The organism is Galbibacter sp. L-19, from assembly GCF_056857615.1.
This window is the reverse complement of the sequence record NZ_JBSXNL010000018.1, coordinates 1-20,583: the sequence shown is the minus strand read 5'-3', so window position 1 is coordinate 20,583 and position 20,583 is coordinate 1. Positions and strand designations below refer to the sequence as shown.

At 35.3% G+C, this 20,583-nt stretch carries 17 protein-coding genes and 1 pseudogene; 5 read left to right on the top strand and 13 right to left on the bottom strand.

The window, feature by feature from the left end:
• Positions 1 to 267, bottom strand: a 267-nt coding sequence (locus AC13CQ_RS00710) for a hypothetical protein (RefSeq protein ID WP_482882633.1), incomplete at its 3' end; no start/stop codon positions are given.
• A gap of 248 nt (positions 268 to 515) precedes the next feature.
• Between AC13CQ_RS00710 and AC13CQ_RS00705 the strand changes: the two genes are divergently transcribed.
• Complete coding sequence (locus AC13CQ_RS00705; protein ID WP_417197957.1) at positions 516 to 1,319, top strand: GIY-YIG nuclease family protein; 804 nt, start codon at positions 516 to 518, stop codon at positions 1,317 to 1,319.
• Between the two features lie 36 nt (positions 1,320 to 1,355).
• Here AC13CQ_RS00705 and AC13CQ_RS00700 read toward each other — a convergent pair whose 3' ends face one another.
• Positions 1,356 to 4,313 (bottom strand): DNA polymerase III subunit alpha, encoded by a 2,958-nt coding sequence (locus AC13CQ_RS00700; protein WP_474507840.1) that lies wholly within the window; start codon positions 4,311 to 4,313, stop codon positions 1,356 to 1,358.
• A 4-nt stretch (positions 4,314 to 4,317) separates the two neighbouring features.
• Positions 4,318 to 5,532 carry a DNA polymerase IV gene (dinB, locus tag AC13CQ_RS00695; protein WP_335587985.1) on the bottom strand — a complete coding sequence of 405 codons (1,215 nt, stop codon included), beginning with the start codon at positions 5,530 to 5,532 and terminating at the stop codon, positions 4,318 to 4,320.
• 134 nt (positions 5,533 to 5,666) lie between these two features.
• Here dinB and AC13CQ_RS00690 point away from each other — a divergent pair, with 134 nt between their 5' ends.
• Positions 5,667 to 6,383: an SOS response-associated peptidase gene (locus AC13CQ_RS00690; RefSeq protein WP_335587984.1), complete on the top strand. Its 717-nt coding sequence runs from the start codon at positions 5,667 to 5,669 to the stop codon at positions 6,381 to 6,383.
• Between the two features lie 125 nt (positions 6,384 to 6,508).
• Here the strand turns inward: AC13CQ_RS00690 and AC13CQ_RS00685 are convergent, their stop codons facing one another.
• The 7 genes from AC13CQ_RS00685 to AC13CQ_RS00655 all read right to left on the bottom strand — a co-directional run bounded on the left by AC13CQ_RS00685 (position 6,509) and on the right by AC13CQ_RS00655 (position 11,386).
• Positions 6,509 to 6,835 carry a helix-turn-helix domain-containing protein gene (locus tag AC13CQ_RS00685; RefSeq protein ID WP_335587983.1) on the bottom strand — a complete coding sequence of 109 codons (327 nt, stop codon included), beginning with the start codon at positions 6,833 to 6,835 and terminating at the stop codon, positions 6,509 to 6,511.
• 191 nt (positions 6,836 to 7,026) lie between these two features.
• The gene (locus tag AC13CQ_RS00680) at positions 7,027 to 7,689 is read right to left on the bottom strand and encodes a P-loop NTPase family protein (protein ID WP_335587982.1); all 663 of its coding nucleotides are present in this window, start codon (positions 7,687 to 7,689) and stop codon (positions 7,027 to 7,029) included.
• Positions 7,686 to 8,228 (bottom strand): hypothetical protein, encoded by a 543-nt coding sequence (locus AC13CQ_RS00675; protein WP_335587981.1) that lies wholly within the window; start codon positions 8,226 to 8,228, stop codon positions 7,686 to 7,688. The genes AC13CQ_RS00680 and AC13CQ_RS00675 overlap by 4 nt, the downstream gene beginning before the upstream one ends.
• Positions 8,229 to 8,232: 4 nt before the next feature.
• Complete coding sequence (locus tag AC13CQ_RS00670; RefSeq protein ID WP_008615716.1) at positions 8,233 to 8,511, bottom strand: helix-turn-helix domain-containing protein; 279 nt, start codon at positions 8,509 to 8,511, stop codon at positions 8,233 to 8,235.
• Between the two features lie 344 nt (positions 8,512 to 8,855).
• Positions 8,856 to 9,698: an RteC domain-containing protein gene (locus AC13CQ_RS00665; RefSeq protein WP_456866800.1), complete on the bottom strand. Its 843-nt coding sequence runs from the start codon at positions 9,696 to 9,698 to the stop codon at positions 8,856 to 8,858.
• Positions 9,699 to 9,790: 92 nt separating this feature from the next.
• The gene (locus AC13CQ_RS00660; protein WP_474507522.1) at positions 9,791 to 10,591 is read right to left on the bottom strand and encodes a helix-turn-helix domain-containing protein; all 801 of its coding nucleotides are present in this window, start codon (positions 10,589 to 10,591) and stop codon (positions 9,791 to 9,793) included.
• A 96-nt stretch (positions 10,592 to 10,687) separates the two neighbouring features.
• Complete coding sequence (locus AC13CQ_RS00655) at positions 10,688 to 11,386, bottom strand: hypothetical protein (RefSeq protein WP_474507523.1); 699 nt, start codon at positions 11,384 to 11,386, stop codon at positions 10,688 to 10,690.
• A gap of 310 nt (positions 11,387 to 11,696) precedes the next feature.
• On the opposite strand from AC13CQ_RS00655, the gene AC13CQ_RS00650 reads away from it, so the two are divergent.
• Positions 11,697 to 13,382: a tetratricopeptide repeat protein gene (locus AC13CQ_RS00650; protein ID WP_474507524.1), complete on the top strand. Its 1,686-nt coding sequence runs from the start codon at positions 11,697 to 11,699 to the stop codon at positions 13,380 to 13,382.
• A gap of 152 nt (positions 13,383 to 13,534) precedes the next feature.
• On the opposite strand, the gene AC13CQ_RS00645 is transcribed toward AC13CQ_RS00650, so the two are convergent.
• Positions 13,535 to 14,506, bottom strand: coding sequence for a hypothetical protein (locus AC13CQ_RS00645; RefSeq protein ID WP_335587976.1), 972 nt, complete (start codon positions 14,504 to 14,506; stop codon positions 13,535 to 13,537).
• 13 nt (positions 14,507 to 14,519) lie between these two features.
• Between AC13CQ_RS00645 and AC13CQ_RS00640 the strand changes: the two are divergent.
• Together AC13CQ_RS00640 and AC13CQ_RS00635 are read left to right on the top strand one after the other, a co-directional pair.
• Positions 14,520 to 15,026, top strand: a pseudogene (locus tag AC13CQ_RS00640) (IS110 family transposase); the annotation flags it as partial.
• Positions 15,027 to 15,264: 238 nt separating this feature from the next.
• Entirely contained in the window at positions 15,265 to 16,230 is a 966-nt protein-coding gene (locus AC13CQ_RS00635; protein ID WP_482882632.1) for an IS110 family RNA-guided transposase, read from the top strand.
• 73 nt (positions 16,231 to 16,303) lie between these two features.
• Here the strand turns inward: AC13CQ_RS00635 and AC13CQ_RS00630 are convergent, their stop codons facing one another.
• Together AC13CQ_RS00630 and AC13CQ_RS00625 are read right to left on the bottom strand one after the other, a co-directional pair.
• On the bottom strand, positions 16,304 to 17,911 hold the full coding sequence (locus AC13CQ_RS00630) for a TlpA family protein disulfide reductase (protein ID WP_456866784.1): 1,608 nt from the start codon (positions 17,909 to 17,911) through the stop codon (positions 16,304 to 16,306).
• A gap of 306 nt (positions 17,912 to 18,217) precedes the next feature.
• The gene (locus AC13CQ_RS00625; protein ID WP_456866782.1) at positions 18,218 to 19,399 is read right to left on the bottom strand and encodes a Shedu immune nuclease family protein; all 1,182 of its coding nucleotides are present in this window, start codon (positions 19,397 to 19,399) and stop codon (positions 18,218 to 18,220) included.
• Between the last annotated feature and the right edge of the window lie 1,184 nt (positions 19,400 to 20,583).

Sequence of the window (20,583 nt, the reverse complement as noted above, 5' to 3'; positions counted from 1 at the left end):
ATAAGTAAATATGCCAACGACAGCGCCAGCAATAAGGACAAAGACCAACACACGAGTAATCCCCTTTTTAAGATCAGCATTCTCTCCGAAGAAATGTCCTGCATTGAATAAGAATCCCACCAAGAATATCACTCCAAGGATTATGGGAAATATGGTTCGAATGGTATTTGAAATATCATTGACTGAATCTTCAATTCCTCCAATCTGCGCCAATATGGTATTGGAAATCAGCAGGAATAATAGCGTGAAATAAGTTGCTCTTTTCATAACGGAACGGTTTAAATTTTTGATTCGTTTTCGTTAGTTAAAAAGTACAACTATTAAACACTTAAAATACTTATAATCAATTATTTGTTAATAAAATATAGCTTAAAATCAATTACTACTATTTGATAATAAAATGACTTAAACTATAGGATTTTTGAGAAGCTATTTGTTGATATGTATGGATGCCGTATTTTTACAATTGGAAAAAAAGGGCGATTTTGAGTGTACTAAACACAATTTTTTCATAAATAACCATAGAAATACGCATTGCAATCGATATACATGATCAAATAGCATCCTTACCAAAAGCAGCTGGTGTTTATTTTTTTTATGATGCTAAAAAAACTATTATATACATTGGAAAGAGTATCAATATCCAACAGCGTGTAAAACAACATTTTTCAGGGAAGGATCGCAAATCTCAAAAGCTACAACACTTTACCGACTATGTGAGTTATGAGCTTATGGGAAGTGAACTTATATCATTGCTCTATGAGTCACACCTTATTAAAAAACACCATCCTATTTACAACCGTTCGCAACGCCGAAAAATTTATCAATATGGGTTGTTTCTATCGAATACGAATGGATATCAAGCCTTAACTATTGGAAAGATTGCCTCAGTGTCCAAAGTAATTACTACGTTTTCCACCCTGAATGAAGCCAAAGAAATGCTTTTTCGCATTACAGAGAAATATCAACTTTGTCAGAAAATTAATGGGTTGTATAAAACAAAATCATCTTGTTTTCAATACCAACTCAAAATGTGCTTTGGTGCTTGTCTATCCATGGAAGCTCCAGATAGTTATAATCAGCGTGTAAATGAATTTGTAAGCAAAACCAAGCTTCAAGACTACACGAGTCTAATCGAGCTAGAAGGGAGAACAGAAGATGAACTGGGATTGGTATACATTGAAAATGGGAATTACAAAGGCTTTGGTTTTTGTCCAATGAACACTCCAAAACAAACGCAATTAAAGTTTATAACCCCATATGAAAACAATCGTGATATTCAAAGAATCCTAGTGCGGTATGTAACCAATCGACCCTAAAACAATTCAAATTCAATTACAATCATAAAACAATTCTTATACAAACCTCGGATCCTGCACATAGGTTTCTTTTCGCATTTTAATTACCTCGATACTCAAGTATCCAAACTCACTGACCACTTTACCATAGATACGATATACCCCAATTCCTTTAAACTTATATTTTTGGGCAATGACTGGAAATAATACCACATCAAAGACAAGTCCATTACTATCAATAAAAGTAGCAAAAAACATTTCTTTTTGATTGCTGGTACGCGCATATTTCGTAGTCACTAAATACCCATAAATATCAATTTTACGGTTTAAATACCGTGGCATATCAGCAGCACTTAGAGAGCTTTCTGGTATTTCTAACAATAATTCAAATGGACGTTCTAAGGTAAACCCAAGTAATTCCAATTGATCAAAGGTCATTTCTAAACTCGTGGTTTGTAATACAGGAACGTTATGAGAACGTTGTTGCAATTTAAAAAGCGGATATTGGGTGTCAAAGCGTTGGAGATGTCCTAAGGTAAAATGCGCTTTCCATAGCAGTTCGTATTTATCAATTCCTGTAAAACTAAATGCTCCAATACGAATTAAAATACTCAGTTGTTCAATGCTTATGGTTACGCGATCCATAAAATCTTCTAAGCTTAAAAATTCACCATTATGCACTCGCTCCTTAAGAAGCCGTTGCGCACAACGCGCTTCAAAATCTTTTAGGAACATAAATCCAAGATAAATAGCCTTACCATCAATAACGGTTTCTATAGCGCTTTTATTCACACAGGGTAAATGAATAACACCCCCAAGCATTTCTGCCTCATAGAGATAGATTTCAGGACGGTAAAACCCACCCCCATTATTGAGTACTGCTACCATATATTCCAAAGGATAGTAAGCTCTTAAATACAAACTTTGATAACTTTCCACGGCATAAGAAGCAGAATGCCCTTTGGCAAAGGCATACCCTGCAAAGCTTTCTATCTGTTTCCATACTTCAAAAGTTAAAGCATCCTTATACCCTTTATGGCGACAATTCTCAATAAATTTTTGTTCTACTGCTTTGAATTCTTCTCTGGAGCGGTATTTACCACTCATCCCTCTACGAAGCACATCAGCTTCTCCTAAAGACAGTCCTGCAAAATGATGCGCTACTTTAATTACATCTTCTTGATAGACCATCACCCCATAGGTATCTGGCATGATCGATAAGAGTACTGGATGTGCTTGTTTGATACGTTCTGGATCATGGTGCCTAAGGATATACTCTCGCATCATTCCACTTTGGGCAACCCCAGGTCGTATAATAGAACTAGCAGCAACCAGTCCTAAATACGTATCCACTTTTAATTTACTAATCAACATCCGCATTGCTGGAGATTCCACATAAAAGCATCCCATGCATTGCCCATGACTTAACATAGTATTGATCTTTTCATCCTTTTTAAAGCGTTGTACTTCATGAATCTCGACATCTAATTCTTTCCCCTTGTTATAACGAATAATCGCCAAAGCTTCCTTTATTTTAGCGAGTCCTCTTTGTCCCAAAATATCGTATTTATGTAACCCTACATCTTCAGCTATATGCATATCAAATTGTACCGTAGGGTAGCCCTTAGGGGGAAGAAATGTGGCCGAAAAATAAGAAAGTGGCTTTTCACTAATCAAAATCCCACTCGCATGCACACTGATATAATTAGGCATTCCTTCAATAAGCCTTCCATATTGAAGCACTAATTTCGACCATTGATCCAAACTTGCTAAAGTAAAATCCCCCCTACTTAAACGATCGATATCTTCCTTCGGAAGTCCAAACACTTTTCCAAGTTCCCTAACGACTCCTTTGTATTTAAAAGTCACATAGGTTCCCATAAGCGCTACATGGTTATAGCGCTCAAATATATACCGAGTTACATCATTGCGATCCCGCCAGGAGAAATCAATATCAAAATCAGGAGGGGTACTACGAAACAAGTTCATGAATCGCTCAAAATATAAATCTAACTCCAAGGGATCTACATCGGTTATTCCTAAGAGGTAAGCCACAATACTATTGGCACCACTCCCCCGCCCTACATGAAAATATCCCTGTTTTTTAGCATAGCTGACAATATCGTAATTGATTAAAAAATAAGCCACAAAATCCATTTGATGAATCAATGCTAGTTCTTTTTGCATTCGCTTAGATGCAGCATGTGAATCATCAGGATACCGATAACCAAGTTGTTCAAGGCACAAGTTTTCTAAGAGTTCTTGATCCTTTTCTCTACTACCTGTATAAGTGTGTTGATTCTGACTTTGCTTTTCTTTTGAAAAATCAAAAGAAACCTTACATTGTTTTAAAAGCAAAGCGGTGTTTTCTAAAATAAAAGGATACTCCCGAAACAATGCATACACGTTATCCATTGGATACATAACATCATCAGGACTGCCTTGTTCAGCTACTGAAAGCTTGCTCAATAAGGTATTATTAGCAATGGCTCTTAAAAGTCGATGCGCATTAAAGTCTTTTTTTGTTCTAAAAGAGACAGGCTGTTGAAAAACCAGCTTATCTTGGTACTTTATGTATTTAGAAAAAGGTAACTTCTTAAGGTCTTTCACAGAAATTCCAATATACTCATAAGGCTTCAATTCCGTTAACTCCCATTCCAATACTTTTTCAAAAGGATAAACTACAAAAGCATTTAAAAAGTCAGGAGCGCGCTCAAATGTTCTTTCCCCTTGATGTAAATAATCTGATAAAAAGGTATTCAGTTCTTGAAACCCTTCATTATTTTTTGCAAGTCCTACAAATTGCTGATCAACCCCATTTCTAAAATCAATCCCAACGACTGCATGCATATGAAATTCCTCTGCTTTGCGAAGAAAATTCAAACAGGCCGAAGTATTATTAATATCTGTAAGCGCTATGTACTTTACATGATTGGCTACCGCTAATTCCAAAAGTGTTACTTCTGAAAAAGTCCCATAGCGCAAGCTGTAATATGAATGACAATTTAAATACATTGCTTTACTGTTTTCTATGTGCTAATACCGTAGGTGGTTGTCCATTAAAAGGATTCTGCATTCGACCAATAGTTCTAGCACCCATGGAAGCAGCTCGAATCACACTTTTATCACCATAACGCAAGCGTATATTATCCATAGCTTGGTATAAATTGATCATCTCTTCCGTGTCTTCGAACAAATGGATTTGATAATTTCCGTGTACTAAATGACTAAAACGAACTCCGATGAGTCGTACTAAAAGTCTTCGATTGTATAGTTGATGAAATAATTCCAATACTTTAGCAATTAGGATATGGTCAGCACTCGTATAGGGAATCTTCAATTGCTTGGAGACCGTCTGAAAATCAGAATACCGAAGTTTTACAGCAATACATGCGGTGAGTTTTTCACCACGTCGAAGCTGATAAGCCAAGTTTTCTGTCATAGCAGTTAACAAACCTTTAAGCATAGCCACATCAATGGTGTCTCGGTCAAAGGTTCGCTCGGTAGAAATGGATTTGCGCTCTGAAAAAGGAATTACTGGGGTGTTGTCTACTCCACAGGAGCGTTCCCATATGGTTAATCCGTTTTTTCCAAGTACCGTATACAACATTTCTTTGGGCATCTCTTGTAAAGTTCGCACCTGTTTAATTCCTAAATTTCGAAGTGTTAAAAAAGTCTTTTCCCCTATCATTGGAATCTTCCGAATGGAAAGTGGCGCTAAAAAGGGACGTTCAAACCCTGAATCTATTTTTAATTGATTATTAGGCTTGGCTTCACCTGTGGCTACTTTTGACACAATTTTATTTACCGATAGCCCAAACGATATTGGAAGTCCAGTTTCTTTGATGACTTTTTTCCGCAATTCTGATGAAAACTTATAAGAACCAAAGAACTTATCCATCCCTGATAAATCGGCATAGAACTCATCAATACTCGACTTCTCAAAAAGTGGAACACTTTCCTTAACAATATCGGTTACCAGTTCTGAGTGTTGGGTATAGACACCAGCATTCCCTTTGATCACTATAGCTTCTGGACACAGCTGTTTTGCCATCTTCATGGGCATCCCGCTATGTACTCCATAAGCTCTAGTCTCATAACTACAGGCAGCTACAACACCACGATCGCTTATACCACCTACTAAAAGAGGACGCCCCTGCAAGCGACTATCAATCAAGCGCTCTACGGAAACAAAAAATGTATCCAAATCCAAATGAAGAATTGTGCGTTCCATCTTTATTATTTTTTACAAAATTAGGAATAATTCCATTTTATTGGATTATTTCCATTTTTATTTATGAACAATTCTAAATTACAGCACTTGTATATCTAACAAATCAACCTTAACTTTATGATAAACTGTTAGATATGTGTTATCATATTTCACAAAGGCAAAAGAATCCAGAAAAGATTGCAGCTATTTTTGATGTGGAAACAATAGTAGAGGAATCACATATTCCTGTTCATTATCATTTAAATGGATTTTCCCATGGTCGACTCTTAGTCATTACAGAGGAGAATCCTGATGAAATTCAATTAGCTACTTGGGGAATAGCACCTCCAAACTATTCAGAAGAACTCCAAGCCTACTGGAAAAAATATACAGGCGGTACTTTAAACACCCGGGATGATAAATTTTTTCAAAACTATTACAATTGGAAAGATGAAGCGCTCTTAGAGCATAAATGTTTAATTCTCATCGATGGGCTCTATGAACCCCATAAACCTAAAGATGGCAAAACGATTCCCTTCTTTTTTGAACGTCCCAATAGTGAAATGTTCGCTCTTTTTGGCATCTACACTAAACAGAAAAATCAACTCACTTGCTCCGTAATCACTACTACTGCTGACCCCTTATTTGAAAAGATACACAATGGTGCTAAACGTATGCCCATGTGTATTGATCCACAAGACAAAGATTATATGCTAAGACTCCAAACTGAAGAAAGCCTAAAAGAAGAATTCAGCATCTTCAAATCCATCCCATTAAATACCTACCCCGTAAGCAGCGATGTCCTTAATTCTCATATTGATTCGGATACCTCAGAAGTCATAAAAGAAGTAAATTACAAGGAATTAATGTAGACTAAAAACATATAAATACAACAAAGCATATCGAGAGAAAGACAAACCTTTTGTAAGGATTAAAAACTTTAATGTTAGCACCGGCTTAGCTATTATTCATAATCATTGTTTAAGATTGTGAATTTTTAATTAAATAATGCTCTGTATTGCAAGGGTGTTTGTTGTGTGTTTTTCCTAAACATCGTACTAAATGATTGCGGATGCTCAAATCCCAAATCGTACGCTATTTCCTTTACACTCAAACACGTGGTCGAAAGTAGTTGTTTTGCCCTATCTATTATACATTCTTGAATATGTGTTTGCGCATTTTTCCCTGTACTATTTTTCAATAGATCACTCAGATAATTAGGAGATATATTGAGCTTTTCTGCAAAAAAGTTAACTGTAGGCAGCCCCGAATGTATTGCTTCATTTTTAAGATAATTTTCAATCAACCCTTCCAATTTAACCACGATATCATTGTTTACTTTCCTCCTAGTGAGAAGATAACTGCAATAAATTAAGTCAAAATAAATTTCCAATTATAACGAACTCGATTCTAAGAAAAGTAAAAAAATAGATTTATTATGGAGAATAAACAACTCATGCATTCTAAAGGTTCTCTAGAAAAGAAATCGCTTTCTTTTTAAAATATAACCAACTGTTATTTTCTCTTATCCTTACTTTTTTTATCAAAAGCTACCAGATTAAATAGCTCACGCATTCGAGAGCGTACACGGTTTCCATACCGTGCCTCCAGTTCTTTTGCATTTAAATTAGTGGTGGCATGTGTTTTTACCTTATGCCCCATCAACAATTCATGTCTTGATAACAAGATCTCTCCCAACACATTACAATCCTTTCCAAAATGGCGTCCAATAGGTTCTACTCCTAGATCATCAAAACAATAAAATCGGTGATCTCCATATTGTTCAATTATTCGGTACCCGATATTGTTAAATCCAAAAACGATATTTCGAGAAGGAATAAGCTCATACGGCTTTTGATGGGGTACTAAATAACGCATCAGTTTCATCAAACTGGTTTTTCCACACCCTACAGGCCCGGATAGTAAAAGCCCTTTCCCGAGATCAATTCCTAATTTCTTACAAGAAGCTTCATCTTTGATGTAATACACAAAAAGCTTGTACAAAATACTGTGATCTTCTTTGTAAATCTGAAACTTCTTTCCAAATAAAAGTTTTCCTTTGGCATCAAGGTATATCAGCATTTTTTTAAAATCATACAAAACAAGTCCCCCACGAAATTCTCCCAGATGAAATTCAACACCTCCCTCCCTTATGATATGTGGTTGATACTTTCTCACAATGGCTCGTTGTAATTTTTATCCGTACTAATTTTTAGGTGATCCAAAAATTGGCCAACAGGCTGTTTGGTTTTATTAGTTCGCAATTTTTTAAATTCAAAATTCTCAATAAAATTATGTTTGCCCGTGTTTTTATACTTTTCTAAAGTTTGTATAGGTTTGTTAATAGATACCACGGCTGGTTCATTACTTGTCCCTATATTGGTACGCCTAGGGTACATAACTTGTCTATCGGTTGTCCCAAAAATGGTCATGCAAATCATACTCCCTTTAAATGGATTATGTGAGGGGTTGTATTGTAAATACCCCCAACAATCCAATTCTTTTATACACCGATGATAGGTAGTTTTGGATCCTATCTTTGAAAGTAGCATAACTTCCCCTCTTATTACATGAAAACTTCGCATAAAATGTGCGGCATTCCACAATTGGAATAAAGCCATATACAAACTAATATGTGTCGGGTTTAACCGATTATCTTCAGTGAACTTTTCATAGGTAGCATTAAGCTGTTTAATGTAATTTACTCCTGCTCCCATACGCTTAAAATCCGTTTCTAATTTTATTGTTTTCCAACACTTGCATAATCTCCTTATAATCGTAATACAACACCCCTCCTATTTTGGTATACGGCAGTGTCCCATTGATTCGTAAATTTTGGAGTGTCCCTGGTGAAATTCCCAACAGTTCGCGCACTTCATTGGATTTGAGCCACTTTTTAGAAGGCGTTCCGTTTTGTTCCTGTAATACTTGTTTGATCGCATCCAACAGTTCCAATTTAAACTGATACAGATCTTCGGTAGTAATAATTGTTGCTCCCATAAAATTTGTGTTTGTTAAAAACAAAGCCGCCATTTGAAAACGTATTTATAAACCAATGACGACTTTGTCATGATTTGACTTTCATGATACAAATTTGGATGGAGTCTATGAGAATCTTTCGGTATAGGTTCGTAGTTACGAATACATTTTAACACTTTTTATTTGGGGTACTTTTGGTTAATTTGACTTCCTTATTTACATTCATGTGCAAGAAACCTAATCAATTTTATCTTTTTAGTATGTCGAATAAAAAATCGTAGTGCCATCGTAGTTACGTACCAATTTTCTATAAAACACCAATATAGTATCCCTAAAAAATACCATGTTTACTAAATTAACATACATTAGAAAGCATCGTCTTCTTTCATTTTTTCTTGTAAATCGGTCACCAAATCTTGTAGAAAACGTGTCCTATTTCCTTTACGGGCTTTCATCTCTGCATAGGTTTTATAAAAATTACCCAAGTTGATATGAAAAACTTTCTCTAAAATAACGGCAATACTTTTTAAGTCTTCTTTACCGTGGTTAATAGCACCATTGGAATACAGGGCATAGGTTAATTCAATAAGAGCCGTTTTAGAGGCCGTCCATTTTAGCTCTTTTCCTTTAACTCTCTGTATATAGGAATGGTTTGATTGCAGCTTTAAGTGCTGGCATTCAACCTCAATAAAGCTAGCATACAATTGCGTGGTTTTAATACGTGCCCACAACATATCATATGGGGTTGAAAAATCCCTATCCCTGTATCGGTTTTCTTTTAACTTAACATAAGCTCTTTTCTCTATTCTTGTAAAATAGTATTCATCCATATCGGTACGATTTCGATGCATATAATAAATCAGTTCGCGGTGTTTTGCGTAAAACTTATTGATTTTTCGTAATTCTTTTTTCAAAAATTGTTGTTGCTCATCAACATCTAGTTGTGGTAGTAAAAGTTGGTATGCACGTACTTTATAGAGGTAATACAAATAGGATTCTGGCCGTGTCTTTTGAGTTTTGAAAAAATGGATTTCTTCTATTTCATTTTGAAACCCATCCAAAAGCACCTTTCGTTTAAGGTGCTGTAGACATTGGTAACATAGTTCAACCCCCTCTTCTAATTGATCAAATGAGTTAAAGGATGCTAATTGTAATTGATCATATTTCTTTTGAAACCGTTCAACAATTTCTTGATACGTTTCCACCATTATCTTTTATTTAATAGTGATTTATGGAAGTGTTTACCCTTTTTTACAGCGGTACGTTCCCGATTAATTTGCTTAGGTTAAAAACGGTATGGCTACATTCTTTTTATAAAAGCACTCGGTGACATTCCTGTATACTTAGAAAAGAAAGCTGAAAAATGATGCACCGAACTAAATCCCATAGTAGTTGCAATTTCTTTGAGAGGCTTGTGTTTTTTAAAAAGGCTTTTGGATTCCAAAAGGATAGTATTCACAATGAAGTAGCGTGGAGACTTCCCACTTATTTGTTTAACGACTTTTGACAAATAATTGGTGCTTATAAATAACTTCCCTGCATAATATCCAATGCGATGCTCTTTGCCTTTATTTTCTTTTACTTCCATTAGAAATGCTAAAAATAACCGCGTTTGTCGTGAGGCTTTTTCATGGGGTTTTAGAGGCAGGTTTTCATACAATGCAAAAAACAGTAACTGCCAAGCCATGGAGAATGGTTCTTTATCCATTTCCAAAATAGATGATATTCTTTGCCTCCTATACCAAAGATACCCCAACAATCCCACTATAAGTTGCCCTTGTTGCTTGTTTAAAGAAATGACAACAAGACACTCTATCGTGCCATATAAAAACAATAACGGAAATGATACTCCAAACCTTTTTAAGGAATCAAGATCACTGACAACTACATATGCCAACTGCACATGACCATGTATATTAAGGGTAAGAGAATGAGGAATTTTAACAAGTAGACACTGTCCCCTTTTTAGGATTTGCAGATCCTTATTAATATGCACTGTTAGTTGACCTGCATGCACCAAACATAACAAATAACAGTTGTTATATTGTTTTGTAAATGCTACGTCTCCTTGGAATTGGATTATAAAAAAATCCATAGCCATTATTAAATGTGGGTTTTACCTCCATTTGCTGTAATAGGTATACTATACAAAGAGTTAAAACAGTATTCATAACTGCTTTAACCCTTGTTTATGTAATCATTCGTTATCATTGGCTACACTTAGAATAAGTGCATTGTGAATCCCTTGCGCATTGCTTTGCAAATCTCCTTCTAACCAATTGTATATGTGTCCAATGGAAATATTCCAATCCTCATCTTCCCGACCACCACCATCATCATCGTCATCATCTCCCTCACTCAGAACACTGGGGGTTGGCACCTCTTTATTTAGCTCGGTTATAAACCATAAAGTCCCCAAGAGCACTCTTTTGTCCTCAGAAGTGAATAACGGATCATTTTCAATTTCACCCCTAAAACTATCATATAATTGGGGAAGTCCACTGAAATCTTCAGCTAGTAACAATGTTTCTGTCATTGCCCGCATACGATCTTTAGCTAATATACTGAGTTGTGAATTATCCAGTATATCATTGAATCGAATCTCTGTCGAATCCCTTGAAACGGGACTAGGCAATTGCCAAAGATACTCTCCAAATGTGTCTGTACAAAGTGCAGCTATCGCTTCATATTTTTGAGTAGCGACTAACGATCCTGTTTGTGCTCCTAATAACTCCTCCTGAAGCTGATTATAATAATAAGCCAATGAATCTGTTGCTCCGGATGTAGCAGTAACCAAATACGGTGTTTTTAAGACTTCTTCTTCTATCTCTACGGATTCCTTGCTACAAGAAACCAGTATCGTCATTAAAATGAAATAGGTTTTAATTGTTTTCATGCTTTTTAGTTTTTGTAATACTGAAACTTCTATTCTTGTTCAGTTTACCCGGGTAAGCAGAATGGCAGTCATGACAAGACTACCTATTGTTTTTGAATTCCCCGTAAAACTAAAAGCTTGAAATAAGCCAAACAATCACTTCTTATTTGATTTTCCGAAAACCAACTATGATTTTCAGAAAATCATACGCCTACAAAAACCACCGAATTACTGATTTTCAAAGATTTATACTACTTTTAAGATATTAAATACTTTTTACCACTTTACTATCATAGTATGCTAAAATACTATGGTCAAATCAACCTATACAATGAAATACTACTACTTATTCTTCTTATGCTTATTTCAATATTGGGGATTCTCCCAACAAAATAAACCGATAGCTCCTGTACCTTTAACGAACCGTTCCTACGATATCCTTTTTGATAGTATCAAAAATTCGGATCCTTTAAGTGCACAACAACGAGGTTATTTAAAAGTCTTTTTGGAAAAAGCTAAGCGTGAAAACAATACTGTAGAGATTGTTAATGCATATAAAAACTACCTCCATCACGGAACAAAGAATTTACAACTAGTCTATGCTGATAGTATGATTTTAACCGCTGCCCTTGCCAAGGACACAACACTTATAGGAAGTAGTTACCTCACCAAAGGAATTGTCTATTATGGATTAAAACAACATGACAAGGCATTGGATTATTATTTAAAGGCTAATGAGCTCTTAATCAATTCCTCAGACACCTACCTGACGTACAAAACAAAATACCATCTCGGCATGGCTAAATATTTCCTAGGCTATTACCATGAAGCTGTTTCCTTATATCAAGAATGTCTGGCCTTTTTCAAAGACTCCTATCCTAGGCCGTATCTGAATACATTACATTCATTGGGGCTTTGTTACAATCAAATGAAAAATTACGCATCAGCTTCTGACATAAATACCCTCGGACTAAAGGAAGCTAAACGTATGGACATGCACGTTATGGACTCTTATTTTAAGCTCTCCGAAGGTATCAATCTATTTGATAAAGAAACCTATATACCATCTCTCAAGCTTCTTAAAGCCTCCATTAACGATTCCATTATTCTTAAAGACAGTACCAATTTGAGTATTGCCTATTTTTTCATTGCCAAGAATTATCTAGAGCAAAAACAATCAGACAATGCAATAGCATACCTTCTAAAGGTAGACCGTATCTATGAAGATACTGGATACCTCCGCCCTGACCTTAGGGAAACCTTCGAATTATTAATTAATTATTACGACTCTAAAAACCAACCCAAAGAAAAGCTTTATTATATTGAAAGACTGTTGGAATTTGATGACTTGATCAATACATACTATAGATACCTCTCCTATAAAATTCACAAGGAAAGTATCTACACTACTCAAAAATTACGGCAAGAAAAACAAAAAGCAGAGCGTCAACTTTTTATAGAAAAACACGGTAAGAGGATCTTGTATTTTGCACTCATTTTAGTAAGTATTCTCCTCATTTTTATATTTAACCGTCACCTCTATCTAAAAAAATTATACAAGAAGCGTTTTGAGCAATTAATGGCAACCAACCATAAACTTCCATTAAAAAAAACTTCAAAAGAACACCATAAAAAAACAGATTATCAATTAAACCTTGAAGTAGAAACTGATCTCTTACAGAAATTACACAACTTTGAAGATAAGAAGCGATACCTGGCTGACGATATTACGCTAGCCAAAGTAGCTGCTGATTTTGATACCAATACCAGATACCTATCCCAACTAATTTTAAAACATCGAGAAATGCGGTTCAAGGAATATGTCAACAGCCTTAAAATAGCCCATCTGATTGATCTATTAAAATCAAATACCCTCATCCGAAACTATAAATATGATGCCTTAGCCAAAGAAGTAGGATTCACAGGAAAACAAGGCTTTGTAGCAGCGTTTAAAGCAAACACAGGCATTACACCAGCATTCTTTATTGAAAAATTAAGTACAAAAAGTACCCATTAAAAATTAAAGCCTGCTAAATGTACTTTATATAAATGTAGAATATTTAGTTCTTAAAATACACGTAAAAAAACAATACTACGAAAAAAATGGTCAGATAAGGAAACTAAATTTCCCTTCTGACCAAATTTACTCTTTCATCAAGTAAATACCTATTAATGGGATGATTTTGTGTCCAGCTGATAATTTGCTAGAATATCCTCAGCCCCTGGGAAAGGAATATCATTTAATTCACACCAAGTTTCAACTTCTCCAGTTAATACTACTAGTTGTCTCTGAATATCTCTATTCGAAGGTCTTACTCCGTGGTGATGTCCTTTAAAATATACTTCCCAATCCGTTTTTACGGTTCCTTTGTATTCCTTACCCTCATAAACTTCATAAGTTAATCTAAATGAATAAGTATAACCTTTTTGCAAAGAAGACATAAGAGAAAGTCCTGAAGAAACTGATTCAGTCGAATCAATTCTATTTATAGTAGCAGGATTGATAAGTTCTGAAGCCACAGATGGTATAAGCTCTTGATTTTTTGAATTTGCATCTTTTAAAAGTTCAAAAATCTCTTTCGATCTTTTGATAAAATCTAAAAGTTCTTTATCATTAAAATCCATTTTCATCAATTGTTCCTTATACGCTTGTAAAAAAGTATTGAATGTTATTTTATCAACATCAACGCTAGATTTTACGGCAGTAAAAGTCATTGCATTTTCAATTGCAGTTGTAATTCCAGTCGCCTCTATTCTTCGCTGCCAGGCCATAATATCAAACCTTGTTATTGAAAGTCCATCTACTATTATATAGTAAGAATGCATTTCTGATTGTGTACCTTCTCCAGCACCTAAAATAGCTTCTAAGCCTCCAGTTACTAGTTCTCCAATGCCGTCAACTATTCCTTCTGCATCGCCACCTATAAATTTTTTCACCGCCCCTGTAACAGTTTCAACTAGGGTTCCAGCATTTTCAGATACATAAGCTCTTGTCTCTCCATGAAAAGCTAGTGTGTTAGTTATTGGAATTGTAGGATTTTCAGGTGTCCCAGTAGTTCTAAGCAATTGTTTTAAAGATTCTTTCTGCAAAGCATTTTTTTGCTCTGCTAATTCAAAAAGTAAATTAACTGCTAGCGTCAATTCTTTTTTCTTGTCTGTTGAGGTTTTGAAATCTTTAAAAAGACAGTTAAAAAATATAGATAAAGAGCTTGTGAAGCTGGAAGCTACACTGTCTGAAAAAGTAAAATTAGAGTATCAAAAAGAAGCCACTTTATTAAAATCAATTCCAGGTATAGGAGAGAAAACTGCATTAATGTTGTTGGTGTTTACAAATGGTTTTAAGCAATTTAAATCGGCCAGTGAACTTTGTAGTTATGCAGGTATTACACCTACCACGAGAGAGTCTGGAACGAGTATAAAAGGTAGACCTAGAATCAGTAAAATGGGTAACCCTAAACTTAGAAACTTACTATTCATGTGTAGTTTTAATGCATGTAAATATAATCGCGCATGTAAGGCGCTTTACGAGCTTATTGTTGCAAAAGGAAAGAGTAAAAAGTTAGCATTAATTGCCATGTGTAATAAACTACTTAAACAAGCTTTTGCTATTGTGAAAAATGGAATCCCTTATGATGAAAATTTTGTTTCAAGATTGAGGTAAAAACCAAAGGATTTTACCTCAGTTCTCTTAAGTTTACAATTCATTAAATTTAGCTATAAATCAGAAAGAACAAAAGAGCGGAGTAAGGTTAAGGTTACCAGTGGAACTTTTGATTCCGTCAACATTGATAATCCCCGCTCTTTTCTACTTCAATTTCGTTCAGTTCTATGAGACTTTAGATCTCGTTTTTAAGTTGTTGAAAGCAAAGTAGCCTTGTTCTTTCCAAAAATCAGTTCTTATGAGTAAAGTTACAGAAATTTACGGAATCGACATCAGTAAAGATGTATTTGACATTTATAGTGAACCCTGTGGGCATCTTCAATTTACAAATGATCCCAGAGGATTTAAAGATCTGTTGAAGCTATTGCCCGAGACCGCTTTGGTAGTGATGGAGGCTACCGGTTATTATCATTACAGACTGGCTCAGTTTCTTTATAAATCGGGAGTTTCGGTTGCTGTTGTAAATCCTTTACAGGTAAAGCGGTTCATTCAGATGAAATTGGCCAAGGTAAAAACCGATAAGAGCGATGCCAAAGCTATTTTTGAGTATGGAATGGTCAATGATGTCCCTTTGTACAATGCCTTAACCGATGTCCAAAGTGAATGCCTGCAACTCTTTAGGCTGTTGGATAGTTACGTGAAAAAGAGTACGGCAACCAAGAATAAAATCCACGGAGAAAAAGCATTGGGGATCCCATCAAAAACGGTTTTCAAATCACTTGAAAGAGATTTGAAACACTTGAAGAAAGAAATAGCATTATTAGAAGCAAGACTTTTGGAACTGGTGAAACAGGACCAACAGCATCAATTATCCTTACTACAAAGTATTCCCGGTATAGGAATGAAAACGGCCTTATTTTTAATTGTAGTGACAGATGGGTTTTCAAAGTTTGAAACGGCCTCGCAACTTTGCAGTTATGTGGGGATTACCCCAACAATACGGCAGTCTGGAAGCAGTGTACGAGGTCGAAGCAGAATTAGCAAGGTTGGGAACAAAAAGCTTAGGAACTTATTGTTTTTGGCAGCTTTTTCTGCATATAAGCACAATAAAGCGTGCAAAGCTCTTTTTGACAGAATAGTGTCCAAAGGAAAAAGCAAGAAACTGGCTTTAATAGCTGTGGCAAACAAATTGCTAAAACAGGCTTTTGCAATCGCAAAATCAGGATTGCCCTATGATGAAAATTTTGTGTCGAAATTAAACTAAAAACTTGTTTTTTAACTCAGTTCTTTGTTGTGTGTAGGTTTTTCTGAGTTCTTGCTCATTACAATTTTTATCTTTACTGGATACTATTTAAAAGTTTTTCAACCGCTACAGAATCCGCCAGCCTTGGTGCACTGCTTGATCTTATTTCTCCGTTTCCATCAATCACCGTATATTTAGGTATGGCTATTCTGTCATTTGCCCCACGGACCCCCAGGAATGAAAGTATTCTGGAATCATCCACATTTAAAAGTTTAAACTGTTCGCCTGAAGAAAGATATTCCTTTAGCGATCCTGATTTTTCCCTCAAGTCCTCCAAATCCTTTTCAACTGAAATGTATATAAATTGAACATTTCCTTGCGAGGAAAGCCGCTTCTTAAAATTGGTGGAAGCTTTAAAGTCAGCTATACAAGGGGGGCACCAGGTAGCCCAAAAATCAAGATATCTTATTTTCCCTTTTGTGCCGTCCAGTACCTCGCCTATTGTCAATGTATCGCCCTGAAGGTTCACCAGTTTGTCCTGAAGCATAGCTTCGGGCAGGCTGCTGTTCATTAAGTTTAATTCCTTCTCTATGTAGGAAATTTCCTCTAAATAAGAAGGTCTTATTAACTCATCCTTATAATCAGCTATTACTCCTTTAAAGAACTCCCGGTCTTCCTTCCCTCTACCAAAGCCTTTTCTGTGATATTCCCAGAGCAGTTTTCCCGTAGCAGTTGTCTTTAATTCCCCTTGAAGATTTTCGTCAATAAACTCAAGTTCCCTCTGTAAATTTTCTTGTGTGTATCCGGGAACCTCATTTTGAGCAAAATAGTGCCTTATGAAATCAACAAGACTGCGCTTAAAATAATCATTGTTCACCAGCTCTGGTTGTTGAAAATCCTCAATGGTCACTCCATTGAAATAAGATTCAAGGTTCAAAATTTTTTCCCCGACCATGCGCAAATCTGTGAGGACGGCGCTAATTCCATCCATGTTATTCACATAGGCATTTTCCGCGCTTTTAACTTTAACTGTTCGTGGAGCGATCAAGTTATATAAGTACTCAAATTTTAATTCCGCCCCGACCTGTTCTTTAAATGCTTCAGAAACTTCTGGATTGTCTTGAACAAAGCTGTCAAAGTAAGCTTTTCTACTGTTGTAAATTTTATCAACCTTCATTTTATACTGCTGAAGATCTCCTAGATACGGTGTTTCCGCATAGTCAGAATATGGAAGCCCGCCATAAAAATTGTAATGAGCTGCGTTTTTCCCCGAAAATTTGAAATCACCATTTATGTAATTAAGATGAATAGTATCCCCGGGGCTAACCAGGAACCTTGTCTTGTTTTTTGATACTGTTAGGTTAAAAATCTCCATGACCTGAGGGTGCCTAATTTCCTTCAGAACAAAATGAACAGAATCTCCAGACTTTTTGAAATAATCTTGCGGAAGCTCTGAAGGTTGACTGCCAATTAAGTTGGAATAATCAAGTAAGGTCAAGCCATCCAAATCGTGTTTATCATTGGTAGTTATTGTAAAAACTACAAAGTTGGAAGAGGGATTTAACGGTTCCTCTACTTCCACTTCTTCCTTTTCCACTACAGAAGACACTTCTGAAAGCTTTTCATTTTCTTTACAACTTAGAACGATCAAAAAGCATAGGAGTAAAGGAGATAGAATTATAAATGGTAGTTTCTTAATCATCTTAGTTTATTTTAAGTACATCAAGATCGGCTAACGTGTTTGTATAACAATCAGTTGCGGATCGTTTAAAACTAAGATAAATAAAATTACCGACTTTTATGCTTGCGCGGTTGTGTCAGTAGGACACAAAGCCGCAATTGTTGTTATACGGTGTGGCTGTTGCACAAGCTTTTTTTTAACCAATTTTCTAATTAAAAGAAGTTCTTTAAAACAACATATACCTAGAAAACAACAACTTACCTATTATTAAAATTTAGGATAATCCTCTTTTCTTATAAATTTAGAGTTGTGCAACAGTTACCGGTGTTAGCTACTGCCTTTTTCTATATTACAAATATATTTGGCTCTCTCGTATAATTCATCATAAGTCAAAATTTCTATATTTTTTGAGTTTCTCCTATACAATTCAAAGGTTCTTTTCATCACATCTTTTTGAGGTTCACTACATTTTGCAATTTCATCTTCTAAATTTCCAAATATCAAAATACACTTTGAATCATACGACTCTTGCTTTAAATACGTATCATTTGATAGGGGTAAATTTTTTGTGCTCCTAATTTTAAGTTCTCCTCGTGTTTTTTGTTCTAAAATTTGCGATACTGCATAAGTCAATTCTTTAGATAATTTCCAACTACCAGAACGGTTCAATTTATTGTCAAAAATATCAGTGTTCGGTTTTTTGATTTCAACGAAAGTTGTAAAGTTATTATCTCCCATCAAAAAGTCAGTATTTACTTGTCCTTTTCCAGAAGCATCAGTATCTGACGCTGAAAATTCTTTCTGTAAGATATTTTGAAATCTATAATCTAATCCATAACCAAAAATCCAAGGATTCTTATTAAAGAAATATTGCCAAGCAATTTCATCTTTAGATTTTTCGTCAATTGGTTTTGTTTGTTTTGCTTGAAAATCTGAGATTAATTCGGAGATTTTTTTCTCTTGTCTTTTGTAATCTTGCAAAAATTTTTCTTCCGTTAATAATCTTTCAAAAATCTTCAATTGTGCTTTTCTATACCCTGTATTTATAATATCCTCACTTGTTATTGCACCTTCATTTAAAAGATTTTGTATAGTTTCTGCTCCTTGTTCACCACTTAACAAAGTTGCTATTTGTTTTTTAGTATTCTCGTCTAAAATATCGAGAGAATTATCTGCTAATTTTAGCTTTTTATCAGAAATTGAACTTAAATCCACATCTTTTAGAAATTGTAGAAATAATTCTAATTGTTGAAAATTAAATTTTGAAAATAAAATTCTTTCGGTGTTTTTACCATTCTTTACTTTAATGATTTCTAAGCTTTCAATATCATTTTTAGTAGGATAAAAAACTGTTCTCATATAGATTTGCGATGATAGTTTTATATCAAAACCAGTGTCATCATCATTGAACAGAACTTGAAAAAAACGACCTTTTTCTATATTGCCTTTATCAACAGAATGATTGTAAAGTTTCTCTATCTCATAATTGGTTAACTTAAAATTACTCATTTACTAATGGTTGTTTAGGTCAGTTTCTAGGTTGCGGCTAACGCTTAGGCGTCGAATAGGAAAAGGGAGTTTCTCCCTTCCCCTCTCAAAGGGAACCGTACGTGATAGTCTCCCATCATACGGCTCTTCTAATTCAATCTACAAATATAAGCTCATCCTCTTTCAAGTTGGCAAATCGTATTTTAAATTAGCTAACCCCTTTGCTCCACTCCCATTACAGGAGTTTCTTCACTACTACGAGTTAGTCCGCCACCTTACACTACATTGGTAATCATCTTACAGTTGCTCTGCTTGATATTTCCCTTTTACATTAATGTAAGGCTTCCTGCGTTCCATCTATAAGCCCAGATAAAAGTCATGCCTCCTATACGACGGTTGCCGAATAGCCAGTAAATAGGTTTCCGCTATCCTTGTCCCTGAGAACTCGACCTTTGTCGGTTTTGACAACATATTTTGTCTTCTCGACGCTTCATCGAAAGGTTCGCTTTCGCTCATCTCCTTTATCAACACCTGACAGATTCAGTCTGCCTTTTCTTCTCTCGCTTCACACAAACAAATCACTTTGAATGCATTAGAGAAGTGGTTTAGAACCAACTCCTATAAGCCGATTCTGGTGGGTCGATTCCACCATCTTATAAATAGTTGCGTGAGGTTTATACCCCCACTCACAGCACACGTCGAGTAGACAAGGGGAGTTTCACTCCGAGCCTCTCACATAATCGTACGTGATAGTCTCCCATCGTACGGTTCTTGTTATACAAATCTAATATACTAATTTACCAGACATATCCCATTTGCCTATGATAAAATAACTTAGAATATTGTTCATTTTACGCTTTCAAACCACTTATATGCAATAATCTTTAATAACTTTTTGATACCTATAATTTTTAAACAAGTAAGATAATTCCTTCCCTCATTAGAGAAAAAATATTATTTTTAAAATTTAAAAACAGCTTTACTCCCAAATCAAAGTGACCTGATTAACTCAAAATCATACAATTAAAAAAATAATCATTATCCGTAAAGGTTTGAGTTAAATGTTGGAAATTCTTGCCAAACTGACCCATGTAATCCTGCGAAAGTGACCCACTGAATCCTATTTAAAGTGACCCGGGTATTCCTGTCTAAATTGACCCACCTCTAGAAAGAGCATGTATTAAATAACTTGTATGGTTATAATC

Bases quoted from the DNA above. Each gene is read 5' to 3' on its own strand.
- AC13CQ_RS00700 (WP_474507840.1), bottom strand. From the start codon at position 4,313: ATGTATTTAAATTGTCATTCATATTACAGCTTGCGCTATGGGACTTTT.
- dinB (WP_335587985.1), bottom strand. From the start codon at position 5,532: ATGGAACGCACAATTCTTCATTTGGATTTGGATACATTTTTTGTTTCC.
- AC13CQ_RS00690 (WP_335587984.1), top strand. From the start codon at position 5,667: ATGTGTTATCATATTTCACAAAGGCAAAAGAATCCAGAAAAGATTGCA.
- AC13CQ_RS00675 (WP_335587981.1), bottom strand. From the start codon at position 8,228: ATGGGAGCAGGAGTAAATTACATTAAACAGCTTAATGCTACCTATGAA.
- AC13CQ_RS00670 (WP_008615716.1), bottom strand. From the start codon at position 8,511: ATGGGAGCAACAATTATTACTACCGAAGATCTGTATCAGTTTAAATTG.
- AC13CQ_RS00665 (WP_456866800.1), bottom strand. From the start codon at position 9,698: ATGGTGGAAACGTATCAAGAAATTGTTGAACGGTTTCAAAAGAAATAT.
- AC13CQ_RS00660 (WP_474507522.1), bottom strand. From the start codon at position 10,591: ATGGCTATGGATTTTTTTATAATCCAATTCCAAGGAGACGTAGCATTT.
- AC13CQ_RS00655 (WP_474507523.1), bottom strand. From the start codon at position 11,386: ATGAAAACAATTAAAACCTATTTCATTTTAATGACGATACTGGTTTCT.
- AC13CQ_RS00650 (WP_474507524.1), top strand. From the start codon at position 11,697: ATGAAATACTACTACTTATTCTTCTTATGCTTATTTCAATATTGGGGA.
- AC13CQ_RS00635 (WP_482882632.1), top strand. From the start codon at position 15,265: ATGAGTAAAGTTACAGAAATTTACGGAATCGACATCAGTAAAGATGTA.
- AC13CQ_RS00630 (WP_456866784.1), bottom strand. From the start codon at position 17,911: ATGATTAAGAAACTACCATTTATAATTCTATCTCCTTTACTCCTATGC.
- AC13CQ_RS00625 (WP_456866782.1), bottom strand. From the start codon at position 19,399: ATGAGTAATTTTAAGTTAACCAATTATGAGATAGAGAAACTTTACAAT.